Origin of the sequence: Oleiagrimonas citrea (assembly GCF_012395255.1) — a bacterium.
Lineage (GTDB): Bacteria > Pseudomonadota > Gammaproteobacteria > Xanthomonadales > Rhodanobacteraceae > Oleiagrimonas > Oleiagrimonas citrea.
Map to the genome: position 1 here is coordinate 487490 of NZ_JAAZQD010000002.1, position 23611 is coordinate 511100.

17 protein-coding genes are annotated in these 23611 nt (G+C 65.5%); 6 read left to right on the forward strand and 11 right to left on the reverse strand.

Annotation, left to right across the window (positions count from 1 at the left end; all coding sequences use genetic code 11):
• Positions 1-101: 101 nt before the first annotated feature.
• Positions 102-1187 carry a glycosyltransferase gene (locus HF690_RS06270; protein ID WP_168608837.1) on the forward strand — a complete coding sequence of 362 codons (1086 nt, stop codon included), beginning with the start codon at positions 102-104 and terminating at the stop codon, positions 1185-1187.
• Between the two features lie 130 nt (positions 1188-1317).
• On the opposite strand, the gene HF690_RS06275 is transcribed toward HF690_RS06270, so the two are convergent.
• Complete coding sequence (locus HF690_RS06275) at positions 1318-1638, reverse strand: YciI family protein (protein WP_168608838.1); 321 nt, start codon at positions 1636-1638, stop codon at positions 1318-1320.
• A gap of 230 nt (positions 1639-1868) precedes the next feature.
• The gene (locus HF690_RS06280; RefSeq protein ID WP_113064142.1) at positions 1869-2633 is read right to left on the reverse strand and encodes an SDR family NAD(P)-dependent oxidoreductase; all 765 of its coding nucleotides are present in this window, start codon (positions 2631-2633) and stop codon (positions 1869-1871) included.
• A gap of 112 nt (positions 2634-2745) precedes the next feature.
• On the opposite strand from HF690_RS06280, the gene HF690_RS06285 reads away from it, so the two are divergent.
• A complete protein-coding gene (locus HF690_RS06285; protein ID WP_168608839.1) occupies positions 2746-3660 on the forward strand; it encodes a LysR family transcriptional regulator in 915 nt (304 codons plus the stop codon).
• A gap of 155 nt (positions 3661-3815) precedes the next feature.
• Here the strand turns inward: HF690_RS06285 and HF690_RS06290 are convergent, their stop codons facing one another.
• A complete protein-coding gene (locus HF690_RS06290) occupies positions 3816-4883 on the reverse strand; it encodes a hypothetical protein (RefSeq protein ID WP_168608840.1) in 1068 nt (355 codons plus the stop codon).
• A gap of 572 nt (positions 4884-5455) precedes the next feature.
• Entirely contained in the window at positions 5456-6865 is a 1410-nt protein-coding gene (locus tag HF690_RS06295) for an Hsp70 family protein (protein ID WP_168608841.1), read from the reverse strand.
• Between the two features lie 1029 nt (positions 6866-7894).
• On the opposite strand from HF690_RS06295, the gene HF690_RS06300 reads away from it, so the two are divergent.
• Both HF690_RS06300 and HF690_RS15005 read left to right on the forward strand, forming a co-directional pair.
• The gene (locus HF690_RS06300) at positions 7895-8773 is read left to right on the forward strand and encodes a DUF6731 family protein (protein ID WP_168608842.1); all 879 of its coding nucleotides are present in this window, start codon (positions 7895-7897) and stop codon (positions 8771-8773) included.
• Positions 8770-9195, forward strand: a complete 426-nt coding sequence (locus HF690_RS15005; RefSeq protein ID WP_205300802.1) for a hypothetical protein — start codon at positions 8770-8772, stop codon at positions 9193-9195. Before HF690_RS06300 ends, HF690_RS15005 begins: the two co-directional genes overlap by 4 nt.
• A gap of 470 nt (positions 9196-9665) precedes the next feature.
• Here the strand turns inward: HF690_RS15005 and HF690_RS06305 are convergent, their stop codons facing one another.
• Complete coding sequence (locus HF690_RS06305; RefSeq protein ID WP_168608843.1) at positions 9666-11090, reverse strand: FAD-dependent oxidoreductase; 1425 nt, start codon at positions 11088-11090, stop codon at positions 9666-9668.
• Complete coding sequence (gene gltB, locus HF690_RS06310; RefSeq protein ID WP_240151616.1) at positions 11087-15541, reverse strand: glutamate synthase large subunit; 4455 nt, start codon at positions 15539-15541, stop codon at positions 11087-11089. Before gltB ends, HF690_RS06305 begins: the two co-directional genes overlap by 4 nt.
• A 286-nt stretch (positions 15542-15827) precedes the next feature.
• On the opposite strand from gltB, the gene HF690_RS06315 reads away from it, so the two are divergent.
• Both HF690_RS06315 and HF690_RS06320 read left to right on the forward strand, forming a co-directional pair.
• Positions 15828-17912, forward strand: a complete 2085-nt coding sequence (locus tag HF690_RS06315; RefSeq protein WP_168608845.1) for an alpha/beta hydrolase family protein — start codon at positions 15828-15830, stop codon at positions 17910-17912.
• 72 nt (positions 17913-17984) lie between these two features.
• On the forward strand, positions 17985-18407 hold the full coding sequence (locus HF690_RS06320; RefSeq protein WP_168608846.1) for a YchJ family protein: 423 nt from the start codon (positions 17985-17987) through the stop codon (positions 18405-18407).
• Between the two features lie 113 nt (positions 18408-18520).
• On the opposite strand, the gene HF690_RS06325 is transcribed toward HF690_RS06320, so the two are convergent.
• The 5 genes from HF690_RS06325 to adh form a co-directional block, all read right to left on the reverse strand.
• Positions 18521-19390, reverse strand: coding sequence for a methylglyoxal synthase (locus HF690_RS06325; protein WP_168608847.1), 870 nt, complete (start codon positions 19388-19390; stop codon positions 18521-18523).
• Positions 19391-19475: 85 nt separating this feature from the next.
• A complete protein-coding gene (locus HF690_RS06330; protein ID WP_113064134.1) occupies positions 19476-20705 on the reverse strand; it encodes a nucleoside recognition domain-containing protein in 1230 nt (409 codons plus the stop codon).
• Positions 20706-20744: 39 nt separating this feature from the next.
• The gene (locus HF690_RS06335) at positions 20745-21392 is read right to left on the reverse strand and encodes a MarC family protein (protein ID WP_205300803.1); all 648 of its coding nucleotides are present in this window, start codon (positions 21390-21392) and stop codon (positions 20745-20747) included.
• 67 nt (positions 21393-21459) lie between these two features.
• Positions 21460-21843, reverse strand: coding sequence for a DUF779 domain-containing protein (locus HF690_RS06340; protein ID WP_168608848.1), 384 nt, complete (start codon positions 21841-21843; stop codon positions 21460-21462).
• 63 nt (positions 21844-21906) lie between these two features.
• Entirely contained in the window at positions 21907-23427 is a 1521-nt protein-coding gene (gene adh, locus HF690_RS06345; protein WP_113064131.1) for an aldehyde dehydrogenase, read from the reverse strand.
• Between the last annotated feature and the right edge of the window lie 184 nt (positions 23428-23611).

The window sequence follows — 23611 nt, forward strand, 5'->3', positions numbered from 1 at the left end:
AGAAGGGAAGCAAACCCGGAATCCGGCTTGTTCCACGGACCCAGCAATCCGCGCGAATGCAGGTACAGTCATCGATTCCATCGAACGAGTCCTCGGCCGCCATGAAGCCCCTTCCGCACATCGTCCTGGCCACGTTCGGTACGCACGGCGACCTGCATCCGTTCATGGCGCTGGCGCTCGCGCTGCAGCGACACGGCGCGCGCGTAACGCTGGCGGCGGCGAGCGAATATCGGGAGAAGGTCGAAGCCGAAGGCCTGACGTTCGCGCGGATGCGACCGGACATGCAGGCGGTCATCGACCGCCTCGGCTTGGACGAACACGAACTGACCTTGCGTATCGCCCGCCAACCGCAGTTCCTGCTGACCCACATCGTCATGCCAGCGCTGCGCGACGCCTACGAGGACATCATGGCGATCAGCGCCGATGCCGACGCGCTGGTCACGCACTCGGTGGCCTACGGCGCCAAGCTCGCCGCCGAGAAGCGTGGGCTGCCGGACTTCAGCATCGCGCTGCAGCCGATGGTGTTCTGGTCGGCCTACGATCCGCCGATCATCGCCAACGCCGAGAGGCTGTCGCGCTGGGTGTATCGCCGTGGCCCGACGCTGACGCGCGCTTTCATCGACCTCGGCAAGCGCGTGAGCCGACGCTGGGCGCGGCCCATCGACGCCCTGCGACACGTGCTCGATCTGCCGCCCGCCGACGCGCACCCACTGTTCGAAGGCGCGTTCTCGGATGATGGCGTGCTGGCGCTGTACTCCTCGCTTTTCGGTGCGCCGCAGCCGGATCATACAGCGCATACGGACATCGTCGGCTTCGCTTTTCATGACGGCGAGCGCGGCGTTCCCGCGACGCTGGATGCGGACACACAGCGGTTCCTCGACGCCGGTCCACCGCCGCTAGTGTTCACCCAGGGCACCTCCGCCGTGCATGACGCGGAAATCTTCGTGCGCGAAAGTCTGGCCGCGGTACGCACGCTGGGCACACGCACGGTGTTCGTGCTGGATGACGAACGCGTCGCGCGCTGGGCGGCGGGCGACCGCAACTGGTGGTACCGCATCTGGTCGACCAGCCCGACAACGCGGCGCGCGTGGAACGCCTGGGCGTCGGCCGTGCATGGCCGCGACACAGGTACCGCGCCGATCAGGCCGCCGTCACGCTCGGCGCCATGCTCGAGGATGACGCCCTGAACCACCGCGCCGCCGAAGTGGGCGCCATCGTGGCGCGGAAGGACGGCGCCGAGACTGGAGCGCAACGCATCCTTCAACGACTGGATGAGCACCCTCGCCGCTGAAGCCGGTTACCCCCTCCGGAAGCGACTCAGCTGGCGGCAGTCTTCGCCACCGCAAGCGCACTTGCCGCCGGCCCAAGCAGCGGTAGCCATTCGCGGATCTCATGCGTGGCGACCACACCCTCGATCATGAACGGATCCCGCTCGGCGATGGTCTGCACGGCGGCTAGATCGTCGGCGTGCATGATCAGCAGACCGCCGCGGACCTCCCCGGACCCCCAGGGTCCCGACGCCACGAGCGTGCCTGCGTCGACGAGACGGCGCAGGTGCGCGAGATGGGCCGGGCGTACGGCGTCCTGCCGTGCCACGTCGTCGGTGTATCGATAAAGAAGGATGAAGGTTGCGGGCATGACGCATGCTCCTGGAGCTTGGATGATCGAATCGGAAGGACGTGCTTCGGCCGGTGCGCTGCGCAATCGACTTCAACGCGTCTTCCGCACGGCCGCTGGGCACGGACTTGGCGCGGCGACCTGCGTCGGTCGGATTCGGCGGCACGCGCGACCGCCGTCCGCAACGGAAAACGGACGGCCCGGGGTCGGTGCATCACGCAGCACCGCGCACCCGGGCCGTCGGTCAGGACCTACAGGAACATCCCGCCGGAGGCCTCGATGCGCTGCCCGTTGATCCAGCGGCCGCCGGGGCCGAGCAGTGCGGCGACGGCATCGCCGATGTCGTCGACGTGTCCGGCGCGACCCAGCGCGGTATTGGCCGCGACGAAGGCGTTGAGCTCGGGATTGTCGCGCACCGCACCGCCGCCGAAGTCGGTCTCGATGGCGCCCGGCGCCAGCACGTTGACAGTGATGCCGCGTTCGCCCAGCTCGCGGGCCTGGTAGCGGGTCAGCACCTCGATCGCGCCCTTCATGGCCGCGTAGGCAGCAAAACCGGGCAGGGAAAAACGTGCCAGGCCGCTGGAGACGTTGAGAATGCTGCCGCCGTCGGCGAGGGTGGGCAGCAGTTTTTGGGTCAGAAAGAACGGGCCCTTCAGGTGCACGTTCATGAGCGCGTCGAACTGCGCCTCCTCGGTGTCGGCAAACAATGCATGGGCGCCGATGCCGGCATTGTTGACCAGGAAGTCGAGGCGCTCGCGTTGCCAGTGCGTACGCAGCGCCTCGGCGACCGTCTCGACAAAGGTGTCGAAACCGGCGCTGTCGCCAACGTCCAGCGGCAGCGCCACGGCGCGACGGCCGATGGCTTCGATGGCGGCGACTACGGCCGCGGCCTCGTCGTGGCGGCTGCGGTAGGTCAGGATCACGTCGGTGCCCTGTGCAGCCAGCTTCAGGGCCATGTCGCGTCCGAGGCCGCGGCTGCCGCCGGTGATGAGGGCGATGGGTGTGGAGGTATGCATGGCGATCTCCTGTCGGGGAATTGGACAGGCGTCAATCTATTGATCTTTAAAGAGACAATAAATCCATAAAATATGATTTGAATGTTCATATATTTTGAACAATTATGCCGCCATGAACCGACTCGACATCATGCAGGTCTTCGTGCGGGTGGCTGAACTGTCCAGTTTCACGCGCGCAGCCGACAGTCTGGGCCTGCCAAAAGCCAGCGCCTCGACCGCCGTGCGCAAGCTGGAAACGCTGCTGAACACGCAGCTGCTGCACCGGACTACGCGCCGCGTGCGCCTGACCGCCGACGGCGAGGCCTTCTACGAGCGCTGCAAGGAAGTCCTCGATGACGTCGACGATTTGCAGTCGATGTTCCAGCAGGGGTCGCAAGCGTTGCGTGGGCGTCTGCGCGTAGACATGTCCAGCGGCTTGGCGCGCAACTTCGTGTTGCCGCACCTGCCCGAATTTCTCGATGCCCACCCACAGCTGGAGATCGAACTCAGCGGCACCGACCGCTATGTCGACGTGATCCGCGAGGGCTTCGACTGCGTGCTTCGTGTAGGCCCGGTCGCGGACAGCGCGCTGGTGGCGCGCCAACTCGGGGTCTTGCCAGTCATCACCTGCGCCAGTCCGGCCTATCTGGAACGTCACGGCATGCCGCACACGCTGGACGACCTGGATGCACACAAACTTGTGCACTACGTATCCACGCTCGGGGCGCGTTCGCCCGGATTCGAATACGCCGAGGGCGGCAGCTATCGCAGCCTGCCGATGGCCGGCGCGTTGACGGTGAACAGTTCCGAGGCCTATGTCGCCGCCTGCCTGGCCGGCATCGGCCTGGTCCAGGTTCCGCGCCCCGGCGTGGCCGCGCTGCTGGAAAGCGGCAGCCTGGTGGAAGTGCTACCGCAGCTGCACGCCGAACCCATGCCGGTCACGCTGCTGTATGCGCAACGGCGCAACCTTCCGAACCGGGTGCGCGCATTCATGGACTGGGTCGCTGCGCTGCTGGCGCCGTCGCTGGACCGACCGGCACGACCGTGACCGCGCCGCACCCCTTGCCCGAACTAGATCGCGCCATGGCATCCGGATCGGTGCCTGCGTGCGCGCATGGCGCGTCGACATGACGCATATGATCGCATTCCTTGCTGCCGCCCATGGGTACATCCCTGTACCCCGTCCGATCCCTGGTACCGCGATTACTGCAGGAACACCGGCTGGAACGAGAACACGTTCTTGCTGTCCGGGTCGACCGTCATCTCCACCCAGCTGTTGTCGGCGTTGCCGAACACTTCCACACGGGTGAAGTTCGGCTGGGTCTGGCCGTTGTCCTTCACCATCGCCTTGTCGACGCGGAAGTAGTGCGAATCGCCATGCACCAGTACCACCTGGCCGTCGAAGTTTTGGGTCTCGTCGATCATGGCGTGGAAGAAATCGGCGAAGCCGTTGTAGCTCGGGTCCAGCGTTGGCAGGAAGGTATCCTTGTAGTTGCCGTCGGCGACATCGATGCCGCCATACATATCCGCCTGAATAGCGATCACGACACCGGCCAGGTGCCGCTTCCTGGCCACGGCGAAGGCGTCCGCCAGCCACTGCAAGTTCGCGGCATTGCGCGCGCGGTATTCGGCGGTGGCGGCGGCGCAATCGGCCGCGGTACGCATGGACTTCTTCGTGCACTCCTTGTCCGTAGCCACGAAGTTGTTGTTGCTGCCGATCACGTTGAGTGAAACAAACATCACGCGATCACGGATGAAGCGGCTGTTCTCGCTGTAGGCCTTCCCCGGTGCGCCCTGGCGATCGACCCGCATCGGATGCAGCCCCTGGCTGACGTTCTTGCTGAAGAACGTCTTGCGCAGGTAGGCGAGCCGTTCCAGCGGGTCGTAGCCGCCGTTGCTGGTGCGATGGCAGTCGGTCCATTCGTTGTCGCCCAGGCTGTAGATCGTCGGCGCATACACGCGGTCGAAGCGGTTGACCACATCCTGGCCAATGGCCTGATTGGTGCAGAGGCTGTGGCCGTTCTTGGTATCGCCGACGAAGATGGTGAAGTCCAGATCGTGGTCGTTCAGCGAGTCGATGGTCTGGTTTTCCTGCGCAGCCTGCACGGCCGGATCGTCGGCGTAGAACTGATCGCCCCACAGCGCGACATGGATCTTGCCGTGATCGTGGTCATGGCCGTGTCCATGGCCGTGACCGTGGGCATGCGCGAACAGGGGCAGGGCCAGTGCGGCCGCCAGCATCACGACATTCAGCTTGCTTCGAGAAAGCATGGTCATTCCCTTCCGTATGGGGTGGTTGAGTGATGAAGCGCGAGGTGCACTCGGAACCTATCGACGCTGCGTGACAGGTCGATGAACTTGGCTCGCGGCTGCGGCCGGGCGTGAGGGAATTCACACACTCCGGCAGCGGGCGGCTCGTAGGGCGGACACTGTCCGCCGCATTCCGCTGCGCTCCGTTTTCGAAGAGCGGTTCCGTCCGGCTGGCGCCGGTCGGGTCACTTCTATTGCTTGTCCAATAGAAGTAACCAAGACAAGGACACCCCAGCGTTCGCGCCCTACGCGCCTGCGGCGCTACGGGTCCGCTCCGGGCTCCGGGGGTTCGCCGACAGTACATCCTGTGCTGGCGACGAACTGGCGCACGTCCCTGTGCGCCACCCTGCGGGCCTGATCCTCCACCCTCCGCCGCTACCGAAGGGGATAGGGTTGCACGCCGGAAGCTACGGCAGCATTCACTTCAAACGGTTGTAAGTGAACCTGGAACCGTTATCACCTGGGCGGCTTTCGCACAACGACGCTAAACGCAGTGTGTTTACATCACCCGATGCACAGCATGCAGGTGGCCGCTATTCCACGGCAAAGGGACCAAATTCCTTGTAGTAACCGGTCTCTGGAATGTTTGCGCTCAGGGTGAGTTTTTTCTCTGCATCGACCTTGATCTTGATACGCACCATCAGTTTCCCAGCCGGACGCGGGGGAAGATTAGTCAGCACGGCATCAAAAAACTTTTTCGCTTCGCCCTCTCCCTTTTGTGCCAGCTGAATTTCCAATTCCTTCTGATTGGTCTCGGCGTTGGCAAAGGTGTCGGCGAACGTGACGGGAAGGCGGTGTGTCGCCGGAATCAGCGGAAAGAACTTGCCGCCCTGCGTCACGATACCGATCGTTTTCTTCAGGACCGGCGCGCGTGCCGCGGGCGCGGGTCTTGAAGAAGCTGCATCGCTTCGTGGTGGCCTGGACGCGGCGCGGACGTTTTCTTTCGGCTTCGTCCTGACTTTTGGACGGTCCAGGTGAACCGGCCCGATATCCTTTTCGGCGAGGGTGTTGACGTTGTAATTGGTGTACTTGTCCTTGGCCGTATCCACCAGGTATAGGCTGCCGGTGAGGATATTGTTTTTGTCCACCTTCAGCTTGACGCGCACTTCCAGCTCTCTTCCCGGTCGAAGACCAGGCCGACCATCAAACGTGGTCTCGTACAAGGTCCTCGATCCACCCTTGCCCCTTTCCGTGATTTGGACTTCGAGGGGCTTTTGGTCGTATTCGACACCCAATTTCCTTTCCCATTCCAGGGGAAGCCGCCGATCTGCCAAAATGGAACCCCGTCTCGTGCCGCCATACCCGGCCTGATGCACGGTAATGTCGATCGGCGACTTCAATACGGGACCAAATAATGCATTGGCCTCCAAGCAACTGCGGACGGGTATGGTCGGCCGATTCGGATCCGTCGCACAGCCCTGGTAGTAGTAATGGATGGCGTGTACGCATTTTTCCCGCTGTGCCATGAAACGTTGCCCTTGCGCGGAACAAGAGAACGTGGCATCCGCGTACTGCCCAGCCTCACCCACGAGCTGTCCCAGGGCCCCGCTCTTGGCCGGCTGTCCCGGCAACTTCGTGTTGAACCCCGGACAGGTGATCGCGACCCGCTCGGTGGTGGCATTGTTGGGCTTGCAGGCGCCGCCGGCCGGGGATTCGCGCCACACGTAGCGACAGACGTTATTGAAAATCGGCGGCGTGTTTCGCCGCGTGCAGGCGCCGAAGGCCTGGCAACCCTGCTTGGTGCCGACGCCCTGCGGACATTTCTCCCGGATATGACGGCACACCCCGACATCCATGCACAGACCCCCCAGGACCTTGCACTGCTTGACGGCGACCTCATATCGCCTCTGGCATGACATGTTGCCAGCCTGCGCGGTGACCGAGAGCAAGATCCCGGCCAGCAAGAATAGTTTCCTGAGCATCATGGTCTCCAGGCACATCATCGATCGAATGCTGCCGCCCCCGTGTCCTGTCGACGACCTCGCGCCCGCCCCACCGCAAAGGGGGCAAGAACGCTGCATTGGAAGCCACGCCGTCATGGCAAGGCCAGCGAAGAAGGGATCGTCGCCATGCTCCCCCGAGATGGCATACGCGAAGGTTCGTACGAACCCGTCCCCCTCCCCGAAGCGGTTGCCGGCGCATCGCGTGACCTGAAGACTGTGCGAGACACGCAACCCGGCCTGAAGCGAACCGTTCGGGCTTGAAGACCATCTTCCGGAAATCATTTTCCATATGCAAGACAGTCACTTGCATACTCAGCCTGAGGAGACGACCGCAGCATGGCCGATACATCCAACGCCGCTCCGTACCCATCCAGCGGCCCAAGAACAGTGCCGGGTACAGTCCCATACTCCATTCAATCGGGCGTAAGAGAACCTGGCCCCGTTCTTTGACGATGCCGCCTCATGATGCCTGCTGGACAGAGTGAGAGAATCGAAAGCATTTAATGCCCCCGACTCCTGTTGAAGGACGGCTCGTAAGGCGGGCACTGCGCGCTGTTTTCCGTTGCGTTTCATCTCTTAAGAGCGGTTCCGACCGGCTGGCGCCGGCCGGGTCACTTCTATTGCTTGTCCAATAGAAGTCACCAAGACAAGGACACCCCAGCGTCCGCGCCCTACGCGCCTGCGGCGCTCCGGGTCCGCTCCGGGTTCCGGGGGTTCGTTGACAGCACCTCCTGTGCTGACGACGAACTGGCGCACATCCCTGTGCGCCACCCTACGGGCCTGATCCTCCACCCTCCGCCGCTGCCGAAGGGGATAGGGTTGCACGCCGGAAGCCACTGCAGCATTCACTTCAAACGGTTGTAAGTGAACCTGGAACCGTTATCAACCGGAACCGTTATCAACCGAACCGTTATCCAGGACCATTGGGACTGCCCGCTCGGGAGATCCAGTTGCGTTAGGATTTGGCGAAGGGAACGGGGTTAAAAGGTAATGCCGGCTCCCGTCCATGGTCGGACTAAGGGAATAACCATGCCTGATACCGCAAGAATCCACATCCACGCCTTTCGAGTTTCGAAAACCGCCAACAGTGCTCACCTCGAAAATTTAATCGATAGGATCGGTCGCCACCGCCTAGAGGACCGAGTTAGGACAATCGTAACCTCCAGCGTCCGCATTGAAAGGGTAACCACGAGGCACAACGATGCGCCTCGGGAGACCTACAAGCTAATGGACTTCGTGAGGTTTCGTGATACGCATGGTCCGGGGAAAGCGTCTCGCGATCACGCAGTTAGTGACTTCGATTTGGGTCCGGACGAATATTTCGGTGAGGAAACAGCGGCGCTCTACGTACCTGAATCGAGATGGCTGCTTGTCCAGTACAACCATTTTGGCGTTCGTCCGAATGCCATGGCGTCATATTTCAGTTACTTCGACCAACAGCAAACCAACTCTTATGAATTAAGCATCAAACTCGACCCTGATGCTGAGCGGCGCTTCATGGAAACGAATGACGTCCGTCGCGTTGAGCTCGACCTAGATCTAACCCAGATGCGCGCGGCAGACAGGGATCGGGGGTTGGGACTTGGCACTGTTGCGCAATACGGCGCTAACCTCAACGGAGCCAAGCTGAAGCTTACCCTTTCCGTGGGCATGGACAGGAAACGTCGACTGGGCGGACAAGTTAAGGATGCCGTAACTGACATGATCCAGAACTCAGAAATGGTCACTGGGGCTCAAATCGCAGGGCGTGAGACCCCGGAAGGGCAAGTTGAGGTCATTGACCTGTTGGAAGAAAAGCTAACTGCGGAGGCCAGCATCACCATTGGCCCGGGTCGACGCTTAGACCAAGAGGAAAGATTCCGTGCCCTGATCTGGGCGCGTAACCACTGGAGAGACATCCTCAGATGACCGAATTGCAGCGCGAACGCTTGTTCCCTTGGCTGTGGGGCGTATGCTCCGCAGCGGCGCTGCTCGTGGGTCACTATGTCTGGGGGCTCCAGATGCCTACCGGCGATTCGTACAAGTCTGCGCTCTTGACCTTGGGTGGAATATTCGCGGGCTTTATGGCGACCTTGACCGCGTTGTTGTATTCGATGCGAGACGAGACATTCGAACGACTGCGAGATTCCAAGTACCTCAAAGATCTTCTGGATTACCTCCATGAGGCTCTATGGTCCAGCTTGCTGCTGTGCTTTGTTACGTGGGTATCGTTCTGGGTGCCCGATTCGTGCTGGTTCCTTCAAGTGGTCTTGGGGGGCCTCGCAGTCTTTACCATGGCTGCCATATTCAGGATTGCGAAGATCGCTAGTTCGTTGCTGGCTGACAGATAGCTTTCTGACACAAAGTTGATCCGGACTTTCCGTACAGATGTCCGTACAACGACAAAGGCCGCCCCGAGGGGTGGCCTTTGTCATAGCGTTCATTGGTGGGCGGTACAAGGATCGAACTTGTGACACCTGCCGTGTGAAGGAAGGGCGCGCCAAAGATGACGGGGTAGTTAGCTCGTGCCGTAACGTGCCGGTTTACGCCTCCCCTTCGATAGCGGCGGAGGGTGGAGGATCAGGCCCGCAGGGTGGCGCACAGGGATGTGCGCCAGTTCGTCGTCAGGTCAGGATGACCTGTCGACGAACCCCCGGAACCCGGAGCGGACCTGGAGGCCCGAAGGGCCGGAAGGCGCGGACGTTGGGGCGCCCTTCTTTGGTTCCTTTCTTGGGCGAACAAGAAAGGAACCCAGCCGGCGCCAGCCGGTCGGAACCGCTCTTCATCGAAGTCATGAACCGTCGAGAACGGTGCAGGAAGTTCAGGCCGCTTGAAGCTCAGCGCGCAACATCCGCGCCATCGCATGCCCCGCCTCACGCCCATCGAGCACGGCGCGCACGACAAGATCCGCCCCCCGCACCATATCCCCCCCCGCAAAAACCCGCGGATGCGCCGTCTGATGCGGCAACCGCCCGTCGCCGCCCGCGATGGTGCGCCCCGACGCCAGATGCTCTATGCCCGCCTGATCCATCCACTCGGCCGGATCGACCTGGAACCCGAAGGCGATGATGACCACATCCGCAGCCAGCACCTTCTCGCTGCCGAGCACGTTCTGCGGCCGCGCACGGCCACTGCCGTCGTCGACCAGTTTGGTCTCGACCAGGTCCACGCCCTCGACCTGCGTGTCGCCGACGATGCGCAGCGGCTGACGGTGGAACAGAAAGTTCACGCCCTCCTCGCGCGCGTTCTGCACCTCGCGCCGCGAACCGGGCATGTTGGCCTCGTCGCGGCGGTAGACGCAGCTGACCTCGGACGCGCCGAGGCGGATCGCGGTGCGCACGCAGTCCATACCGGTGTCGCCGCCGCCCAGCACCACCACGCGCTTGCCGGCCACGTCGAAGCGCGGGTCTAGCGGCTGGTGGTGCAGGATGCGGCGCACGTTGGCGATCAGGAACGGCAGGGCGGCATGCACGCCGTGCAGGTCGCGGCCGGGCAGCTCGCCATCGATGGCGCGGTAGGCGCCGGTGCCCAGGAACACCGCATCGAAGTCGTTCAGCAGATCGTCGAAGCGACGGTGAATGCCGATCTCGGTGTTGAGGTGGAAGTGCACGCCCATGTCCTCCAGCACGCGGCGGCGCTGGCGGATGACGTGTTTGTCGAGCTTGAACGGCGGGATGCCGAAGGTGAGCAGGCCGCCGATTTCCTCGTGGCGGTCGAACACATGCGCCTCGACGCCGTGGCGCACCAGCACGTCGGCGCAGGCCAGGCCCGCCGGTCCGGCGCCGATCACGGCCACGCGGCGGCCGATGGAACGCACGCGGCTGAGGTCGGGACGCCAGCCCTGGCGGATCGCCTGGTCGGTGACCCAGCGTTCGATGCCGCCGATGGTGACGGCGCCGAAGTCGCCCTGCTCCAGCGTGCACGCGCCTTCGCACAGGCGGTCCTGCGGGCACACGCGACCGCACACTTCGGGCAGCGGGTTGGTCTGGTGCATCAGCTCGGCGGCGGCGGTCAGGTGGCCGTCCTGCACCAGCTTCAGCCAGTCGGGAATGTAGTTGTGCAGCGGGCAGGCGTGCTCGCAGTAGGGGTTGCCGCAGTCGATGCAGCGACCGGCCTGCTCGCCGGCGTCGTCGGGCAGGAAGTCGCCGTAGATTTCGTCGTGACCCATCACGCGCACCTTGACCGGCACGCGGCGCGGCATCTGCCGCGGGATGTCGACGAAGCGGAACAGGGATTCGTCGCTCATGCGGCCCTCCGCAGTTCCTCGGCCAGCGCTTCCAGGCTGGCGGCGCGCGGCTTGACCAGCCAGAAGCGGTGCAGCACGCCGCGGAAGTCGTCGACCAGGCGCTTGCTCCACGCGCTTCCGGTGAGTTCGGCGTGGCGACGGATCAGGTTGCGCAGGTGCTGCATGTGGTGCTCGGTGCCTTCGGGCGTGATGTGGACGATGTCGACCAGCTCGTGGTTGTAGCGGTCGACGAAATCGCGGTCGAGGTCGAGAACGTAGGCGAAGCCGCCGGTCATGCCGGCGCCGAAATTGAGGCCGGCGCGACCCAGGACCACGACCACGCCGCCGGTCATGTATTCGCAGCAGTGATCGCCGGCGCCCTCGGTGACGGCCAGCGCGCCGGAGTTGCGCACCGCGAAGCGCTCGCCGACGGTGCCCGCGGCGAACAGCTCGCCGCCGGTCGCGCCGTACAGGCAGGTGTTGCCGAGGATCGGTGCCTCGTGGCTGGCGTAGCCGGCGTCCTCGGGCGGGCGCAGCACGATGCGGCCGCCGGCCATGCCCTTGCCGACGTAGTCGTTGGCCTCGCCGGTCAGGTCGATGTGCAGGCCGGCCGCGTTCCACGTGCCCAGGCTCTGCCCGGCGCTGCCGGACAGGGCCAGGGTCAGCGGGCGGTCGGCCATGCCGGCGTCGCCCCACTGCCGCGCGATGGCGCCGGACAGGCGCGCGCCGACAGCGCGGTCGGCGTTGCGGATGGCGTAGGCGAAGCGTCCGCCGCTGCCGACGGCGACCGCGGCGGCGGTGTCGGCCTGGATGGCCTCGACCAGGGCCGAGGTCTCGCGCACCGGATTGCGGCTGCGGATGCAGTACGGCTTCATATCGCGGTGGCCGTGCTCGTGGGCCAGCAGCGGTGCAAGGTCGATCTTCTCCAGACCGGCCAGCTGCGCGTCGATACGTTCGAGCAATTCGGTACGGCCGATGATCTCTTCCAGATTGTGCGCACCCAGCCGCGCCAGCCACTGGCGCACATCCTCGGCGATGAAGCGGAAGAAGTTCTCGACCATCTCCGGCAGGCCGACGAAGTGGTTGCGGCGCAGCAGTTCGTGCTGGGTGGCGACGCCGGTGGCGCAGTTGTTGAGGTGGCACACGCGCAGGTACTTGCAGCCCAGCGCGACCATCGGCGCGGTGCCGAAGCCGAAGCTCTCGGCGCCGAGGATGGCCGCCTTGATGACGTCCAGGCCGGTTTTCAGACCGCCGTCGGTCTGCAGCCGCACGCGGTCGCGCAGGCCGTGCTTGAGCAGCGTCTGGCGGGTCTCGGACAGGCCCAGTTCCCACGGCGTGCCGGCGTACTTGAGCGAAGTCAGCGGACTGGCGCCGGTGCCGCCGTCGTGGCCGGACACGGTGATGAGGTCGGCGCCGGCCTTGACCACGCCCGCGGCGACGGTGCCGACGCCGGCATGGCTGACCAGCTTCACCGAGATCAGCGCCTCGGGATTGACCTGCTTGAGATCGTGGATCAGCTGCGCCAGATCCTCGATGGAATAGATGTCGTGGTGCGGCGGCGGCGAGATCAGACCGATGCCCGGCTTGGCGAAGCGCAGCTTCGCGATCATCGAATTGACCTTGTGCCCGGGCAGCTGACCGCCCTCGCCGGGCTTGGCGCCCTGCGCGATCTTGATCTGCAGCACCTCGGCGTTGACCAGGTAGGCCGGGGTGACGCCGAAGCGACCGGAGGCGACCTGTTTGATCTTGGACATCTTCTCGGTGCCGTAGCGCACCGGGTCCTCGCCGCCCTCGCCGGAGTTGGAGCGCGCGCCGAGGCGGTTCATGGCGATGGCCAGGGCCTCGTGCGCCTCGGGCGACAGCGCGCCCAGACTCATGCCGGCCGAATCGAAGCGGCGCACGATGGCCGACAGCGGCTCGACCGCTTCCAGCGGCAACGGCGTCTCGGCTTCGATCGGGCGCAGCAAATCGCGCAGCGCCGACGGTGGGCGCTGATCGACATGATCGGCGTAGCGCCGGTAGGCCGTGGCATCACCGCTGCGCACGGCTTCCTGCAGCGAGGCGATCACGTCCGGGTTGTACATGTGGTACTCGCCGCCGTGCACGTACTTGAACAGGCCGCCTGCACGCAGCGCCACGCTTTCGTCCCACGCCTCGGCGGCCAGCTGGCGCTGGTCGCGGTCGAGGTCGTCGAAACTCGCGCCGCCGATGCGCGCGGGGGTACCGGGGAAGCACAGGTCCACCACCTCGGGCGCCAGACCGATGATCTCGAACAGCTGCGCGCCGCGGTAGCCGGCGATGGTGGAGATGCCCATCTTCGACAGGATCTTCAACAGCCCCTTGCGGATGCCGCGACGGTAGCTGCGGCCGACCTCGAACGGCTCGTCCTTGTCCTGGCGGATGAAACCGGCGCGACCGAGGTCGAGCAGGCTCTGGTAGGCCAGCCACGGGTACACCGCCGTCGCGCCGTAGCCGATCAGGCAGGCGAAGTGATGCGCGTCGCGCGCGGTGGCGGTTTCCACGATCAGGTTGCAGCGGCAGCGCAAGCCGACGTCGATCAGCCGCGCGTGCACCGCGCCGGTGACCAGCAGCGCGTGCACGGGCACGCTGTCGCGGCGCGGGTAGCGGTCGGTCAGGAACACCAGCGCCGCGCCCTCGCGCACGGCCTGCTCGGCCTCGTCGCAGAGGCGGCGAATGGCCGATTCCAGGTCCTCGCTGCCGGGACGGCACAAGTCCAGCGTGACGGTGTGCCCGACGAACGGCTCCACGGCCAGCAGCTGACGCAGCTTGCGCTGCGAGAGCACCGGCGAATTGAGCATGATCTGGCGCGCGTTCTCCGGCGCCAGCTTGAAGAAGTTGCCCTCGGGGCCGATCTGCGTGGTCAGCGACATCACCAGCCGCTCGCGCAGCGGGTCGATGGGCGGGTTGGTGACCTGAGCGAAGCCCTGGCGGAAGCGGTCGTACAGCGCGCGCACCTGACGCGACAATGCGGCGATCGGGGTGTCGTCGCCCATCGAGCCGGTGGCTTCCTTCTCGGTCTCGGCCAGCACCTTGAGCACGGACTCGCGCTCCTCGCGGCTGAGGCCGTACAGCTTCTGCAGGCGGCGCAATTCATCGACTGGCAGCGGCTGCGCGGCCAGGCTGGGATCGATCAGGTCCGATTCCAGATATTCCACGCCGGCGCGCAGCCAGTTGCGGAACGGCGCGCGCGCGGCGTTGACGGCGTCGATGTCGGCGTCGTGCAACAGGCGATGGCGCTCCAGATCGACGGCCAGCATCTGCCCGGGGCCGAGGCGGCCCTTGGCGACGATGGACGAAGTCGGCACATCGCGGATGCCGGTTTCCGAGGCCACCAACAACACCTGATCGTCGGACAGCGACCAGCGCGCCGGGCGCAGGCCGTTGCGGTCCAGCGCGCAGGCGGCGTAGCGCCCGTCGCACATCACCAGACCGGCCGGACCGTCCCACGGCTCGGTGTGCAGCGCGTAGTACTCGTAGAAAGCAGCCAGATCCTCGTCGAGGTTGTCGTTGGCCTGCCACGCCGGCGGCACCAGCACGCGCATGGCCGCGAGCATATCGAGACCACCGGCCAGCAGGATCTCCAGCGCGTTGTCGAGGCTTTCCGAATCCGAGCCGTGCTGGCGCACCAGCGGTCCCAGCTCGGTGAAATCGATGTGCGGCGAGGCCAGCACCGGCGCGCGCGCCAGCATCCAGCGGCGGTTGGCGCGGATGGTGTTGATCTCGCCGTTGTGCGCCAGCACGCGGAACGGCTGCGCCAGGCGCCACTGCGGTGTGGTGTTGGTGGAAAAGCGCTGATGGAACAGCACGGCGCGGGCACGCAGGGCCGGATGGTTCAGGTCCGCGAACACGTCGCGCAGACGCCCCGGCGCGGCCATGGCCTTGTAGGCGACGGCGTGCGCGGACAGCGAAGCCACGTAGCAGCCGTCGTCGTCGAACACGGTCTCGGCGCGGCGGCGCGCGCGCAGCAGGGCGCGCTCGAAGGCGGCGGCATCCATGTCGCCCGGCGCGTCGACAAAGACCTGGCGGATGCGTGGCATGGTCGCCGTCGCCAGTGGGCCGCAGGGTTCAGTGTCGACCGCGATCTCGCGCCAGCCGGCGACGGACAGGCCGGATTCGACCAGTGCGTCTTCCAGCGTCTGCGCATGGCGCTCGGCCTCGGCGCGCTCGAAGAACACCAGACCGGCAGCGAATTGCGGCGCCGGGTCAATGCTGTCGGCCTCGGCCAGCGCGCGCAGCCAATCCTGCGCGCCGTGGATCAGCACGCCGCAGCCGTCGCCGCTGACGCCGTCGGCGTTCACCGCGCCGCGGTGGGAAAGTCGTGCGAGAGCGACGAAGGCGTCGTCGACCAGTTGCGCGCTGGTGCGTCCATCCACATGCACCAGCAGGCCGAAGCCGCAGGCGTCATGCTCGAAAGCGGGGTCGTAAAGAGTGCGTGCGCGCGATTCGGTCAAGCGATACCTCGAAAACAGGCGGACCACCGCTAGCGTCCGGCCACAAAGGCAAGTCGCTCCTGAGCACGTACGTCGCGGTGCGTGAGGGGAACCATCACTAAAGCACAGGGACCGCGATACGTCAAAATGACGAATGGACGTATAGACGGCTCTGGTTTCAATAACCTGCGTGCGCATCGATCCCGATTCCGGCCTTCACGGACATCCTCTCGACCCGTACGTCTGGCACAGGCCGGCACTCCGGACGGTGTGCTAGCGTCAATCGGTCATGTCCCCGGGAATCCCCATGAAGACCCACACTCTGCTTTCCTGCCTGCTCGCGGCCGCGTTCGTGCCGGCCGCCGCTCACGCCGACCAGCCCGCCCCCAAGGCTTCGGACGCCACCAGCGCGAAGATCTCCGCGATCCTGAAGACGCTGGGCAAGACCACGCGCTTCGGCGGCGTGGCCGTCTCGCCGAATGGCAAGACGCTGGCCTGGACCTTCCACGACAAGGACGGCGAGCACCTGCAACTGGCCGACGCCAGGGGCCGTCACGTGCGCAACGTCGGCGTCACCGGCACCGACAAGGCCTGCCGCGACATCGCGCGCCCGCACTGGTCGCCGGACGGTACCCGCATCGCCTTTCTCGGCAACTGCGGCAACGACAAGCACCCGAGCCAGGCGGACATCTTCGTCGCCGACGCCGCCGCGTCGAAGCCCGTCGCCCATGCGGTGACCAAGCTCGATGGCTACGCACACGACCTGACCTGGGCGCCGAACGGCAAGCAGTTCGGCCTGCTGTACGTGGCCGGCGATCGCCACCGCGTCGGCGCCACCGCCGCCACCAAGGCGCGCGTGGGCGTGATCGGCGTCAGCAACATCTCGCATCAGCAGTTCAACGTCGTCGGCATGGACGGCGTGCCGCACGCGGTCACGCCGAAGTCGCTGTTCGTCTATGAATACAGCTGGTCGCCGAAGTCCGACGCCGTGGCCTTCGTCGCCGCGCCGCCGCCGGGCGAGAACAACTGGTGGGTGGCCAAGCTGTACGCCCAGGACACCGCCCACGGCAGCGCGCCGCGCGTGGTGGTCGATCCGGGCACCGTGAAGGGTTCGCTGCACGGCCTGCAGATCGCGCTGCCGCGCTGGTCGCCGGACGCCTCGCGCATCGCCTTCATCGGCGGCCTGATGAGCGATCAGGGCGCAACCGGCGGCGATATCTACGTGGTGCCGTCCCACGGCGGCGCGCCGGTCGACGTGACGCCGGGCATCCACACCTCGCCGTCGTGGCTGACCTGGACCGGCAACGACCATCTGCTGGTGGCCGCCATGGCCTCGGGCAAGACACGCATCTCGCGCTTCACCCTCGACGGCGACAAGCCCGCGCACGAGCAGCCGCTGCTGACCGACCCGTCCGGTCTCGGCGACGGCAGCGTGGCTTCGGCCGTCGCCGTGGCCGCCAACCACATGCGCTTCGCCTTCATCCGCAGCACCTTCGATCATGCGCCGGAGATCTACAGCGGTCGCTTCGCCACCGATCGTGACAACCAGCCGACGCGCATCGCCCAAGCCCCGCGCGCGGTCACGCACAAGAACAACGACCTCAAGCCGCTGTGGGGCAAGGCCGTGTCGGTGGAGTGGACCAACGAGGGTTACCACGTGCAAGGCTGGCTGCTGCTGCCGGCGAACTACGATCCGCACAAGACCTACCCGATGATCGTCAATGTGCACGGCGGCCCGGTGTGGAACGTGCGCTCGGGCTGGGGCGGCAACGGCCTGTACTCGGCGCTGGGCTACTTCGTGCTGATGCCGAACCCGCGCGGCAGCCTCGGCGAGGGCGCGGCCTACACCCAGGCCGTGCGCAAGGACATGGGCTACGGCGATCTGCGCGACATCCTCGCCGGCGTCGACAAGGTCGAGAAGCTGTACCCGGTCGACGACAAGCGCCTGGGCATCAGCGGCTGGAGCTACGGCGGCTTCATGAGCATGTTCGCGCCGACGCAGACGCATCGCTTCCGCGCCGCGGTGGCCGGCGCCGGCCTGTCCAACTGGCAGAGCTACTACGGCCAGAACATGATCGACCAGTGGATGCTGCCGTTCTTCGGCAAATCGGTCTACGACGATCCGGCGGTGTACGCCAAGAGCTCGGCGATCAACTTCATCAAGCAGAACAAGACGCCGACGCTGGTTGTGGTCGGCGAACGTGACGCCGAATGCCCGGCGCCGCAGTCGTTCGAGTTCTGGCATGCGCTGCGCGCCATGGGCGTGCCGACGCAGCTGGTGGTCTACGCCGGCGAAGGCCACGGCTTCCACAAGATGAAGGATCGCATCGACGTGATGAAGCGTTCCGCCCACTGGTTCGCCAAGTACCTCGGTACTGGCGCCGACAAGTAAGTTCCGGTCGCGAGTCCTGCGCCGCCCGGCGCAGGACTCGCCCGCCCGCGGCAAACGCGGCATGATGCGCGCATGGCTCGCGCCCACACTCTCAAAGCCGTCGACACCTCTACGCCCTGCCCCTGTGGCAACCTGCTCGGCTATGCACAATGCTGTCAGCCGTTGCACCGGGGCGAACCCGCACCCACCGCCGAAGCGCTGATGCGTTCGCGCTACAGCGCCTATGTGCTGCGCGACGAGGACTATCTTCTGGCCAGCTGGCACCCGTCGACCCGCCCGACCTCCTTACGTCTGGGCGTGCAGCAACCCACGCCGACATGGCTGGGGCTGAGCGTGAAGGCGCACGAAAACCAGGACGACGACCATGCCATGGTCGAATTCGTCGCCCGCTTCCGCGTCGGCGGCGGCCGCGCGCAGCGCCTGCATGAACGCAGCCGATTCCTGCGCGAGGACGGTCGCTGGTACTACCTCGACGGCGACATCCTGGGCGGCTGAAGCGCAGGACGGACTGCTTCCGCCATCCGCACGAACGTCGCGCGCTTCGGCATCTCGCGTGCACGGCGGACAACGCCCGCCCCTACGCTTTCACGCACAAGGGCAGCCTGCGCTCAAAATGCCTCGCGTTTGGTTACCGCCTCGATCCAGCGCTGCGCCACGACCGGCGTGGTCATGCACATGGCCTCATCGGTGACGGTGGTCACCGCGCGTTCCAGCAGGCGGATGTCGGCCTCGTGCTGGCGCGCGACGTGCGGGTCCTCGAAGAAGATCACGCGCTGGCAGCGCTGATCGAGGATGCGGTCGGCGATCTGTGCGTCGCCGCCCAGCGGACCGCTGTTGTAGCGCACCACCCACTCCTTGTCCTTCGGCCAGCCGCGCGACCAGGCCAACTCGTTGAGGCCTTGGCCGGTGGTGCCGGTGGCCACGCGGGTGGCGAAGCGCGACAGCAGATCGAAATGCGCGCCGGCGAAGTCGAACATTTCCTGCTTCAGCGCATCGTGGGCGATCAGCGCCACGGTCTGGCGCTCGAAGGCGAACAGGCGGTCGGCGGCCGGCAGCGGCTCCAGACCCGCGTGCATGCGCTGGCACTCGATGAAGTCGATGGCGCCGGCCACCGTCGACACGAACGGCTTGTGGTGGATCACGCACTGGCGCTTGAGCGCCGCGGCCTCGGGATAGTCCGACGACGGATCGACCGGATCGATCAGGTAGATCGCGCCGTCCAGCGTGCGCGTCTCGCCCAGGCCGACCACCTCGGCCACCAGCTTCATCAGGCCACCGTGGCGGCCGTACGGATAGCGCTTGAGCGGCGGATAGCCCTGCAGCATGCCCTCGCCGAGCATCGCGTCGTAGGTGCGGCCGACCACGTGCAGTTCCATCTGCAGCGCGCGGATGCTGTCCTCGCACACGCGCAGCCAGCGATACAACGCGGCGTCGCGGTTGGCGTGATGGAGCTGGTTGACGGCGAGACCGATGCGCATGGGATAGACGTCCATTCAGGCGAGCAAAGAGAAAGACTCCCCAACATGGTAGCCGCAATGCGTTGCGTGCAGGTGTCCGAAGCGGCTAGCCGAAGAACCAGTAGCACACGCCGATCGAGGCCAGCACGCCGGCCAGGTCGGCGATCAGCGCGCAGCCCACGGCGTGGCGCGCGCGCTGGATGCCGACCGCGCCGAAGTACACGGCCAGCACGTAGAAGGTGGTCTCGGTGCTGCCCTGCATGGTCGCCGCCAGCAGCGCCGGGAAGCTGTCGACGCCCGAGTGCTGCATGGTCTCGATCATCATCGCGCGCGCCGCGCTGCCCGACAGCGGTTTGACCAGCGCCGTCGGCAGCGCGTCGACGAAACGCGTGTCCAGATGCGCGGCATGCGCCAGCCAACGGATGCCGTCCAACGCGAAATCCAGCGCACCCGACGCGCGCAGCACGCCGACCGCGCACAGCATCGCCACCAGGTACGGCAACAGACTCTTGGCGACGTCGAAGCCGTCCTTCGCGCCCTCGATGAAGGTCTCGTAGAGTGGCACCTTGCGCCACGCGCCGGCGATCAGGAAAGCCATGATGATGGCGAACAGCGTCAGATTGCCCAGCAGCGAGGACAACGACGCCAGCGCCGTCGCGGACAGCGTCGCCAGCAGCGCCATGAACCCGCCCAACAGCAAGGCACCGCCGCCCAGCCAGGCCAGCACGACCGGATCCCACAAGCGGATACGCTGCATCACCGACACCGACAGCAACCCGACCAGCGACGAGGCGCTGGTCGCCAGCAGGATCGGCAGGAACACCAGGGTCGGATCGTGCGCGCCCTGCTGCATGCGATAGACGAAAATCGTCACCGGCAGCAAGGTCAGCGATGAAGCGTTCATCACCAGGAACAGGATCTGCGCGTTGCTGGCGGTATCGTTACTGGGGTTGAGCGTCTGCAACTCGCGCATCGCGCGCAGGCCGATCGGCGTGGCGGCGTTGTCCAGACCCAGCACATTGGCGGCGAAGTTCAGGCAGATCAGACCGACCGCCGGATGACCCGCCGGCACCTCCGGCATCAGCCGCCGGAACAGCGGCCCCAGCCACCGCGCCAGCGCATCGACCAGGCCGGCGCGCTCGGCGATCTTCAGGAACCCCAGCCACAGCGCCAGCGTGCCGAACAACAGCACCATCACCTGCACCGACAGTTTGGCCATCTGGAACAGGCTTTCGACCATCGCCGCCCAGACGTCGGCATGACCGCCGACCAGCCAGCTGGCCAGGCCGGCCATCGCCGCCGCCAGGAAGAAACCGAACCAGAGACGATTCAGCATGATGCCGTCCGCAGGGAGGTCACCGACACCCGCATGCGCTCAGCCGGCCAGCCGGATCGCACCGTGCACACCGGCGATGACCATCTGCGTGCCGATGACTGCCAGGATCAGGCCCATCATCCGCGTGATGACGCCGAGCGCGCTGGCGCCGATCAGGCGCACGAAGCGCTCGCCGAAGACGAACAGCAGATAGGTGATCGCGCACAACACGGCGAAGGCGACGATAGTCACCAGCATCGAAGTGACGCCATCGTCGGCCGCGAAGTTCATCGCCGTGGCGATGGTGCCGGGTCCGGCCAGAATCGGCATCGCCAACGGCGAAACCGCCACGCCGAGCTGCGCCTCGCGCGCGCCCTTGGCCTCATCGCTGCTGGGCTGATGCACCTTCGACCCGTTTCCCTGCAGCATGTGGAAACCGATCAGGAACACCAGCAGGCCGCCGGTGATGCGCAGCGCCGGCATGGTCATGCCGAACAGGTCGAAGATCAGTTTGCCGGCGACCGCGAACACCGCCACGATGACGAATGCCAACGCCAACGAACGGGCCGCGACCTTGCGCCGAGTCGCGGCATCGTCGCCATCGGTGAGTCCGAGAAAGATCGGCACGTTGGCGATCGGGTTCATGATCGCGAACAGCCCCATGAACACCGTGACCGCATAGGCCAGTTCGTGATGCATCCCCGTCATTGCGCGCTCCCCAGAGCAATCTCCATCCGCGCGCATCATAGCGTGCGAGCGCGGCGAAACCTCGCAGCTAGAAGCGGCCGGCCGCCTGCAACGCCGCGACCTCGTCATCGGTGAACAGGCGCGAGCGGATGTGGAAGCGCGTCCCGGTGCCGTTGTCCAGCGAGAACATGCCACCCTGCCCGGGCACCACATCGAGAGTGAGCTGGGTGTGCTTCCAGTATTCGTACTGCGAGGGACTCATGTAGAACGGCGCGCCGGCCACCTCGCCCAGCAGCACGTCGCGATCGCCGACGATGAAATCGTCCTGCGGGTAGCACATCGGCGACGACCCGTCGCAACAGCCGCCGGACTGGTGGAACAGCAACGGCCCGTGCTGCGCGCGCAGCTCCTCGATCAGGGCCGTGGCGGCCCCGGTGACCCGAACCCGCTCGGGCGGAAGCGATGCGGACATGCGGATACCCTTTTCGAAAGGTCGCCGACCGGCAGCGAAAACCCGGCCGGCGACCGCTTCCGATCAGAAGAAACCGAGTTTCTTCGGCGAATAGCTGACCAGCATGTTCTTGGTCTGCTGGTAGTGCTCCAGCATCATGCTGTGGTTCTCGCGACCGATGCCGGACTGCTTGTAGCCGCCGAACGCGGCGTGCGCCGGATAGGCGTGATAGCAGTTGGTCCACACGCGACCGGCCTGGATGCCGCGACCGAAGCGGTAGCAGCGATTGATATCGCGACTCCACACACCGGCGCCCAACCCGTACAGCGTGTCGTTGGCGATCGCCATGGCTTCGTCCTCGTCCTTGAACGTGGTCACCGAGACCACCGGCCCGAAGATCTCTTCCTGGAAGATGCGCATCTTGTTGTGACCGCGGAACACGGTCGGCTGGACGTAGTAGCCGTCCTTGAGTTCGCCGCCCAACTCGGCGCGCCCGCCGCCCGCCAGCACCTCGGCGCCTTCCTGCCGGCCGATGTCGAGGTAGGACAGGATCTTCTCCATCTGCTCGTTGGAAGCCTGCGCACCGATCATGGTCTCGGGATCGAGCGGGTTGCCCTGCTTGATCGCGTTCACGCGCTCGATCGCGCGTTCCATGAATTTCTCGTAGATCGATTCGTGCACCAGCGCACGCGACGGGCAGGTGCAGACCTCGCCCTGGTTGAGCGCGAACAGCACGAAGCCCTCGATGGCCTTGTCGAAGAAATCATCGTCTTCGCGGGCGACATCGTCGAAGAAGATGTTCGGCGACTTGCCGCCCAGTTCCAGCGTCACCGGAATCAGGTTCTGGCTGGCGTACTGGCTGATCAGGCGGCCGGTGGTGGTCTCGCCGGTGAAGGCGATCTTGGCGATGCGGTCGCTGGACGCCAGCGGTTTGCCCGCCTCCAGACCGAAGCCGTTGACGATGTTGAGCACGCCCGGCGGCAGCAGATCGGCGATCAGCTCGGCCCAGACCAGAATGCCGGCCGGAGTCTGCTCGGCGGGCTTGAGCACCACGCAGTTGCCGGCGGCCAGCGCTGGCGCCAGCTTCCAGGTCGCCATCAGCAGCGGGAAATTCCACGGGATGATCTGACCGACCACGCCCAGCGGTTCATGGAAGTGGTAGGCCACCGTGTCGTGGTCGATCTCGCTGATGCCGCCTTCCTGGGCGCGGATCGCGCCGGCGAAGTAGCGGAAGTGATCCACCGCGAGCGGCAGATCGGCGTTCATCGTCTCGCGGATCGGCTTGCCGTTGTCCCAGGTCTCGGCATGCGCCAGCAGTTCGAGGTTTTCCTCCATGCGGTCGGCAATGCGGTTTAGGATCAGTGCGCGCTCGGCCACGGACATCCGCCCCCAGGCATCTTTGGCCTTGTGTGCGGCATCCAGCGCGGCTTCCACATCGTCCTTGTCCGAGCGTGCGATCTCGCAGAACGGCTTGCCGGTGATCGGCGTGATGTTCTCGAAGTAGCGGCCCGCCTTCGGCGCGACCCACTGGCCGCCGATGAAGTTGTCGTAGCGCTGCTTGAAGGGCACCTGTACCGGCAGGTGGTGTTGTTCCAGCTTGGTCATGTCCTCGGCTCCCGTTGTGTGCAAGGTGTACAGGACAACGCACAGGTCGTGCCAACCACGCGCAGGAACGATTCGCACTTCGGAAGCGTGGCGAGCAATGCCTTCTATTACATGAAGTTATGAGCGCATACCGTTTCAAGCCGAGACAATCCGTCGCGCACTGCACTTGCGCCGGGCACGGATT